This is a genomic window from Nocardioides sp. (genome assembly GCF_047607365.1).
Classification (GTDB): Bacteria; Actinomycetota; Actinomycetes; order Propionibacteriales; family Nocardioidaceae; genus Nocardioides.
Genome location: NZ_JASGDD010000042.1, coordinates 1 through 7,454, shown reverse-complemented (window position 1 = coordinate 7,454; position 7,454 = coordinate 1). Strand labels below are relative to the sequence as shown.

The following is a 7,454-nucleotide window of genomic DNA, read 5'->3' as shown; positions in this document are numbered from 1 at the left end:
CGAGGCGGTCGGCCGCCTCGGCGATCTCCGGGCCGCCGGCCGCCGCGGCGGCGGCGAGTGAGGCACGCAGCCGCTCGACGTACGGGGTGATATCCATGAGCGTCACTATGACATCAATATGATGTCATCACAAGTCATCGTGACGGCGACTTGCTGATGGATGCGGGATTGTGGTTAGGGTTGACTTACTTAGCCTCGCCTAACAGGCTCCAACAGGCTTCCGTCCGAGACCGAGAAAGAGGACCCGTGTCCCCCTACATCACCCGCCGCTCCCTGTCCGCCCTGTTGCTGGGCGGCGCGGCCGCCGCGGCGCTCGCCGCCTGCAGCACGGGTTCCACGGACGCCGCCGACGACGACGCCTCGGCCTCGGGCAGTGCGACGGTCGACGCCGGCGCCTTCCCCGTCACCATCACCCACGCCTACGGCGACACCACGATCGAGAAGGAGCCCACGCGCGTCGTCTCCATCGGCTCCAGCGACCAGGACATCCTGCTCGCCCTCGGCGTGGTCCCCGTCGGCATCCAGAAGGTCACCTGGGGAGGCACCGATGCCGGCAGCACCCCGTGGTTCGAGGACAAGCTGGAGGAGCTGGGCGCCGAGATGCCCACGTTGCTCGACGAGACCGACGACATCCCGGTCGACGAGGTCGCCAAGCTCGGTCCCGACCTCATCCTGGCGACGCTCTCGGGCATCACCCAGGAGCAGTACGACAAGCTCACCAAGATCGCCCCGGTCATCGCCTACCCGGGCACGGCCTGGATGACGACCTGGCAGGAGTCGCTCGAGCTGACCGGCAAGGCGGTCGGCCGCTCCACGCAGGCCGCCGCCCTGCAGAAGGACATGGAGGACACCTTCGCGAAGGCGAAGGAGGACTACCCCGAGATCCAGGGCAAGACCTTCATCTGGGGCGCGCTCGACACCGCCGACCTCTCCCAGCTCTACTACTACACGCCCACGGACCTGCGCCCGGTCTTCCTGGCGTCGCTCGGCATGGAGAACGCGCCGATCATCGAGGAGATCAGCCCGAAGGACGCCTTCTACGGCCAGATCTCCGCGGAGAAGGCCTCGACGCTCGAGTCGGACTTCTTCTTCACCTACGCCGTGAAGGAGAGCGACGCGCAGACCTTCGCCGACGACAAGCTGATCGGGCAGATCCCCGCGATCAAGGCCGGTCACTTCTGGGCGTCGACCGACAACATCGCCTCCAACGCCGCGGGCGTTCCCACGCCGCTGTCGCTCCCCTACGCGATCGAGCACTTCGTGCCGAACGTCGCCAAGGCAGTCGCCGGCGCGTGACGGGTGTCCGCACTCTCGAACGTGCCCCGGTCCGGAACGCCACGCCGGGCCGGGGCACGAGGGCGTCCACCGCATGGTGGCTGCTCCTCGCACTCCTCGTGGCCGGGGTCGTCGGGTCGATCCTGCTCGGCGCCCGGCTGGTCGCGCCGTCGGAGCTCTTCCACGACGGCAGCACCGGCCAGGCCATCCTCCAGGCACGCCTGCCGCGCACGGTGCTCGGCCTCCTCGTCGGCGCCGCGCTCGCCCTCGCGGGTGGCTGCCTCCAGGGCCTGACGCGCAACCCGCTGGCCGACTCCGGGCTCCTCGGCGTCAACGCCGGCGCCTCCTTCGCGATGGTGCTCGCGGTCTCGGCGTTCGGGGTCAGCTCGCTGCACCTCTACGTCTGGTTCGCCCTCGCCGGAGCGGCCGTCGCCGCCGTCGCCGTGCACGGCATCGCCTCCTTCGGCCGCGACGGCGCGACGCCGGCCAAGCTCGTGCTGGTCGGGGCGGCGGTCTCCGCCGGCGTCGCGAGCTGGACCACCGCCGTCCTGCTCACCGACCGGCAGACCTTCGACGTCATCCGGCGCTGGCAGGTCGGCACCATCGGGGGCCGTGGCTGGGAGGTGATCCTCACCGGAGCGCCGTTCCTCGCCGTGGGCGCCGTGCTGGCGCTCACCGGGGCACGCACGCTCGACACCCTCGCCCTCGGCGACGACCTCGCGGCCGGCCTGGGCCGCCGGACCGCGATCGACCGGATCGTGATCGGGCTCGCCGTCGTCCTGCTCGCGGGGACCTCCACCGCGCTCGCCGGACCCATCGCCTTCGTCGGCCTGGTCGTCCCCCACGCGGTGCGCGTGCTCGTCGGCACGGCCTACACCCGGGTCCTCCCGCTCTCGATCGGGTACGGCGCCGCGCTGGTGCTCCTCGCCGACGTCGTCGGCCGCGTGGTGATGCCTCCGACCGAGGTCCAGGTCGGGATCATGACCGCGGTCGTGGGCGTCCCGGTCTTCTGCTGGTTCCTGCGACGCGGACGGATGGCCGGGCTGTGAGCGAAGCGAGCGGCCACGGCGGTCCGCGCGTGGCCGCCGACGCGCGGGCCGTGGCCACTGCGAGCGAACGAGGCGGCGCCGTGACCGCCGCCTCCGTGGACGACCGGCGCCTCGTCGTACGGCGGGCGCGGCGGGTGCCGCGACGCCGACTCGCCCTCGTCACCGGCGGCCTCGCGGTCGTGCTGATCGCCGTCTTCCTCGCCCGGGTCCTCGGTGGGGACTACACGATCACCTTCCCCGACTTCCTCCGCATCGTGGGCGGCAAGCAGATCCCGGGCGCGACCTTCATCCTGATGGAGTCCAAGCTCCCGCGCGCGGTCATGGGCGTGCTGGTCGGGATCGCCTTCGGCCTCGCGGGAGCCATCTTCCAGAGCACGCTGCGCAACCCGCTCGCCAGCCCCGACATGGTCGGCATCAGCATGGGGGCCAGCGCCTCGGCCGTCTTCGGCATCGTCGTCCTGAGCCTGTCCGGCCCCGCGCTGTCGGCCTTCGCGGTCGTGGGGGCGGTCCTCACCGCGATCGCGATCCGGCTCGTGGCCGGCCCCGATGCGTCGTACCGGCTCGTGCTGGTCGGCGTGACGGCGGCCGCGGCGCTGATGGCCGTCATCGAGTACCTCTTCACCCGCGCCGACCAGTACGACGCCCAGCTGGCGCTGCGCTGGCTCACCGGGAGCCTCAACGCGGCGGACTGGCCGGCGATCCGCGTGCTCCTGGTCTGCCTGGCCGTCCTGCTGCCCGCGGTCGCCTGGGCGGCCCGCGCCCAGCGCGCGCTGGAGCTGGGCCCCGACACCGCCTCGGGACTCGGCGTCACCGCCCTCTACGCCGACTGCCTGCTGCTGCTCGCCGCGCTGCTCGCCGCGATCGGCGTCGCGGCCGCCGGTCCGGTCGCGTTCGTCGCCTTCGCCGCCGGTCCCATCGCCCGCGCCCTCAACGGCGGCCGGGTCACGCTGACGGGAGCCGCGCTGGTCGGCGCCGTCGTCATGGTGGGCGCCGACTACGTGGGCACCTACGGCATCCCCGACACCAACCTGCCCGTCGGGGTCGTCACCGGCGCCTTCGGGGCGCCGTTCCTGCTCTGGCTGCTCGCGAGCGGCCGCACCGGAAGGAGATCCTCATGAGGCTTGCCGCGGATCGCGTCACGCTCGGCTACGGCGGGGCCCGAGGACAGCACCGGGTCGTCGTCGACGAGGTCACCCTGGCGGTGCCCGACGGGGCGACGACGGTCATCGTGGGCCCGAACGGCTGCGGCAAGTCGACGCTGCTGCGCGGCATGGCCCGTCTCCTCCGGCCCGCCGGCGGCGCGGTGCTGCTCGACGGCACCGCGGTCCACACCCGGCCGACGAAGGAGGTCGCGAAGGTGCTCGGGCTGATGCCGCAGTCGCCCATCGCCCCCGAGGGGATCACCGTCGTCGACCTGGTCGGCCGCGGCCGGCAGCCGCACCGCGGACCGCTGTCGCGGTGGAGCTCGGCCGACGAGGAGGCCGTCGCCGAGGCGCTCGCGCTCACTGGGACGCTCGAGCTCGCCGGACAGGTCGTCGACGAGCTCTCCGGCGGGCAGCGCCAGCGCGTGTGGGTCGCGATGGCCCTCGCCCAGCAGACCGACCTGCTGCTCCTCGACGAGCCGACCACCTTCCTCGACGTCGCCCACCAGCTGGACCTGCTCGACCTGCTCCACGGGCTACGCGCGGAGCGGGGGACGACGGTCGTGATGGTGCTCCACGACCTGAACCTCGCCGCGCGGTACGCCGACCACCTCGTCGCGATGCGCGACGGGCGGATCGTGGTCGAGGGCGCTCCCGGCGAGGTCGTCACCGAGCAGACCGTCGCCGACGTCTTCGGCCTGGCCTGCCGGGTCGTGCCCGATCCGGTCGCCGGCACGCCGCTCGTGGTCCCGATCAGCCGCCACCACGTCGGAGAGGTCGTGGCCTGATGCTGACCCGCCTGCGCGTCGCCTCCGTCTCGCGACCGTCCCCGTCCTTCGCCCGCGTCGAGCTCGCCGGCCCCGACCTGGCCTCCTTCGGGGTCGACGGCCCGCTCTACGACCAGCGGATCAAGCTGCTCTTCCCGCCGGCCTCGGGGGTCCTGCCCGAGCTGCGGCCGGACTCGTGGTGGACCGACTTCGCCGCGCTCCCCGAGGAGACCCGCGGCTCGGTGCGGACCTACACGGTCGCCGACTTCGTCGACGCCGGCGAGGAGTCGCTGCTCGTCGTCGACTTCGTGCTCCACCCGGGCGCCCACGGGCCGGGCTCCGGCTGGGCGCTGTCGGCGGCGGTCGGCGACGAGCTGCTCGCCGTCGTGCCCGAGAAGGGCGCCTTCATGGGCGGCATCGAGTTCGCCCCCGGCGACGCCTCGCGGGTGCTCCTCGTCGGCGACGAGACCGCGCTGCCCGCGGTCGTGCAGATCCTCCGCGACCTCCCCTCCGGGGTCACCGGGTCGGTCTTCCTGGAGGTGCCGCTCGAGGCCGACGTCGTACCCCTTCCGGAGGCGCCGGGCGTCGAGGTGACGTGGCTCGCCCGGAACGGCTCGCCCGTGGGCTCGCTCGCCGTGGAGGCCGTCGGGGCCCACCTCGGCTTCGCGCCGGCACCGGGGGAGGCCGTCGAGCAGGTCGACGTCGACCCGGACCTGTGGGAGACGCCCGCCTACTCCTCGGCCGGGGAGTCGCTGGAGTCGGCGGCCGTCGACGACCGCTACGCCTGGATCGCGGGGGAGTCGGGGATGGTGACCCGGCTGCGCCGCCACCTCGTCGGCGAGCTCGGGCTCCCGCGGGCCCAGGTCGCGTTCATGGGCTACTGGCGCATCGGCGTCGCCATGCGTGGCTGACCCCACCGGCCTCAGCCGTCACGGCACCCGGCCGAGAGGGGAACTTCTCGGGCGGTGTGGTGGCCGAGAAGTTCCCGAGTCCCCGGTTAACCGGGGACTCCTCTCCGCCGCTGCTCGTGGGGAATCAGGGGTGGCCGAGTGGGCACTGAGGGGACATGACTGACCCTGCATCCGGGCCCGACGCGGGCCTCCCCGCCGACAGCGCTGCCGGCGAGCACACCGGCGGCGTGGTGCGCATCGCCTCCGTCGCGGCTCTCGGGGGCCTGCTGTTCGGCTATGACAGCGCCGTGATCAACGGCGCGGTGGGCGCCATCGAGAGCCGCTTCGACATCCACGGCTACGCCTCGGGCTTCGCGGTGGCGTCGGCGCTCCTCGGCGCCGCGGCCGGAGCCCTGTACGCCGGGCGCGCGGCCGACCGCCTGGGCCGGCTCTTCGTGATGAAGGCGGCAGCCGTCGCGTTCCTGGTCAGTGCGATCGGCGCGGCCTTCGCGCCGAGCCTCTGGCTGCTGATCGTCTTCCGGCTGGTCGGCGGGATCGGTGTCGGGATGGCGTCCGTCATCGCCCCGGCGTACATCGCCGAGGTCTCGCCGGCCCACATCCGCGGCCGGCTGGGGTCGCTGCAACAGCTCGCCATCGTGCTCGGGATCTTCGGGTCGCAGCTGGTGAACTACCTCCTGCAGCAGGTCGCCGGTGGGGCGTCCGAGACGCTGCTGGGGCTCGCGGCGTGGCGGTGGATGTTCCTCGTGATGGCGGTTCCGGCCGTGGTCTACGGCGCGCTGTCGCTGACCATCCCGGAGTCGCCGCGCTACCTCATCTCGATCGGCGAGGTCGGCCAGGCGCGCGCGGTGCTGCGGCGCCTGCTGGGCACGCGCAACCTCGACACGGCGATCCACCGGATCGAGGTCTCGGTGAAGCGGGAGAGGCCCCCGGCGTGGTCGGACGTGGTGCGTTCCGGCGGCGGGATCTACCCGATCGTGTGGGTCGGCCTCGGGCTCTCGGTGCTGCAGCAGTTCGTCGGCATCAACGTGATCTTCTACTACTCCAACTCGCTGTGGCAGGCCGTCGGCTTCTCGGAGTCCGACTCGTTCCTCATCTCGATGATCACCTCGGTCACGAACATCGTCACGACCTTCATCGCCATCGCGCTGGTGGACCGCTTCGGGCGGCGGCCGTTGCTGCTGGTCGGCTCGGCGGGGATGGCGGTGTCGCTCGGGGTGCTCGCGGCAGCGTTCGCGACGGCGACCTTCGACTCGAGCGGGGATCCGTCACTGGGCTCGGTCGCCGGGCCGGTCGCGCTCGTGGCCGCCAACGTGTTCGTCGTCGCCTTCGGCATGTCGTGGGGGCCGATCGTGTGGGTGCTGCTCGGCGAGCTCTTCCCCAACCGCTATCGGGCGGCAGCGCTCGCGCTGGCCGCCGGGATCCAGTGGGTCGCCAACTGGGCCGTCACGGTGTCGTTCCCGGGCCTGACTGACGCCTCCCTGCAGCTGCCCTACTGGCTCTACACCGCCTTCGCCGTCCTCTCCTTCGCCTTCGTGCTTCGCTTCGTGCGCGAGACGAAGGGCGTCGAGCTCGAGGACATGGACGATCGCGAGGAGTCGCCGAGCGTACGGCCTGCGTGAGGCCGGCACCGTCGCGGACGGCTAGGTGCTGGGAGCACGGCTGCCGCGCGGTCGGAGGGCGCTCATGGGTCGCCGGCGAGGGGGCCGCACTCTCTGGTCGGGCTCGGGCGTCGTGCTCAGAGGGCGGGGCCCAGCGGGTCGGCCTCAGAGGTCGAAGAGCGAGTCCGCGCCGTGGATGTCGACGTCGGTACGCGGCTCGTGAGTCGCGCCGCTCGACTCGCCGACCTGTACCGCCGGGGTCGCCGGCTTGGCCTCGGTCGCGGTGTCGGCTATGGCGTCGGTCTCCGTGGGGGACTCCGTCGCCTCCTCTTCAGCGGGCGGCTCGTCGGCGGAGGCATCCGTGTCCTCGGTGGACGGGCCCTCCTCTGAGGCAACGTCTGTTGCCTCGGGGGCGGGTGCCTCGTCGGTGGCTACGCCTGTTGCCGGAGCCGCCGGAGCCGCCGGACCCGCCGGAGTGCTCGGGGCGGCGGTGACGCTGCCCTCGGGGGCCGGGATGTCGAAGAGGCTGCTGACCTCGTCGATCTTGACGTCGGTGTGCGGCACTGACGTGGTTCCGGACGACGAACCGGCCGGGGTGGTAGACACGGTGTGCGGCGTTTCGGCGCGACTCGCCGATGGCTCGGGCGTGTCGGCCTGAGGAGCCTCACGAACGGGCTCGGTCTCCTCCGATGGCGCGGTGGGAGCCTCCTCG

Annotated in this window: 7 protein-coding genes; 6 read left to right on the top strand and 1 reads right to left on the bottom strand. The window is 72.6% G+C overall.

From position 1 onward, the window contains the following. Window positions 1-246: 246 nt before the first annotated feature. The 6 genes from QM572_RS03390 (at window position 247) to QM572_RS03365 (ending at window position 6,763) form a co-directional block, all read left to right on the top strand. On the top strand, window positions 247-1,296 hold the full coding sequence (locus QM572_RS03390; protein WP_415090036.1) for an iron-siderophore ABC transporter substrate-binding protein: 1,050 nt from the start codon (window positions 247-249) through the stop codon (window positions 1,294-1,296). Then, on the top strand, window positions 1,293-2,324 hold the full coding sequence (locus tag QM572_RS03385) for a FecCD family ABC transporter permease (RefSeq protein ID WP_415090034.1): 1,032 nt from the start codon (window positions 1,293-1,295) through the stop codon (window positions 2,322-2,324). Before QM572_RS03390 ends, QM572_RS03385 begins: the two co-directional genes overlap by 4 nt. Before the next feature lie 80 nt (window positions 2,325-2,404). Further along, window positions 2,405-3,442 (top strand): FecCD family ABC transporter permease, encoded by a 1,038-nt coding sequence (locus tag QM572_RS03380; RefSeq protein WP_415090032.1) that lies wholly within the window; start codon window positions 2,405-2,407, stop codon window positions 3,440-3,442. Beyond that, window positions 3,439-4,254 carry an ABC transporter ATP-binding protein gene (locus tag QM572_RS03375; RefSeq protein WP_415090030.1) on the top strand — a complete coding sequence of 272 codons (816 nt, stop codon included), beginning with the start codon at window positions 3,439-3,441 and terminating at the stop codon, window positions 4,252-4,254. Before QM572_RS03380 ends, QM572_RS03375 begins: the two co-directional genes overlap by 4 nt. Continuing rightward, window positions 4,254-5,144, top strand: a complete 891-nt coding sequence (locus QM572_RS03370; RefSeq protein ID WP_415090028.1) for a siderophore-interacting protein — start codon at window positions 4,254-4,256, stop codon at window positions 5,142-5,144. The genes QM572_RS03375 and QM572_RS03370 overlap by 1 nt, the downstream gene beginning before the upstream one ends. A gap of 155 nt (window positions 5,145-5,299) precedes the next feature. After that, window positions 5,300-6,763, top strand: a complete 1,464-nt coding sequence (locus QM572_RS03365) for a sugar porter family MFS transporter (RefSeq protein WP_415090026.1) — start codon at window positions 5,300-5,302, stop codon at window positions 6,761-6,763. A gap of 144 nt (window positions 6,764-6,907) precedes the next feature. On the opposite strand, the gene QM572_RS03360 is transcribed toward QM572_RS03365, so the two are convergent. Further along, a complete protein-coding gene (locus tag QM572_RS03360; RefSeq protein WP_415090024.1) occupies window positions 6,908-7,348 on the bottom strand; it encodes a hypothetical protein in 441 nt (146 codons plus the stop codon). Between the last annotated feature and the right edge of the window lie 106 nt (window positions 7,349-7,454).

Bases quoted from the DNA above. Each gene is read 5' to 3' on its own strand.
- QM572_RS03365 (WP_415090026.1), top strand. From the start codon at position 5,300: ATGACTGACCCTGCATCCGGGCCCGACGCGGGCCTCCCCGCCGACAGC.
- QM572_RS03370 (WP_415090028.1), top strand. From the start codon at position 4,254: ATGCTGACCCGCCTGCGCGTCGCCTCCGTCTCGCGACCGTCCCCGTCC.
- QM572_RS03375 (WP_415090030.1), top strand. From the start codon at position 3,439: ATGAGGCTTGCCGCGGATCGCGTCACGCTCGGCTACGGCGGGGCCCGA.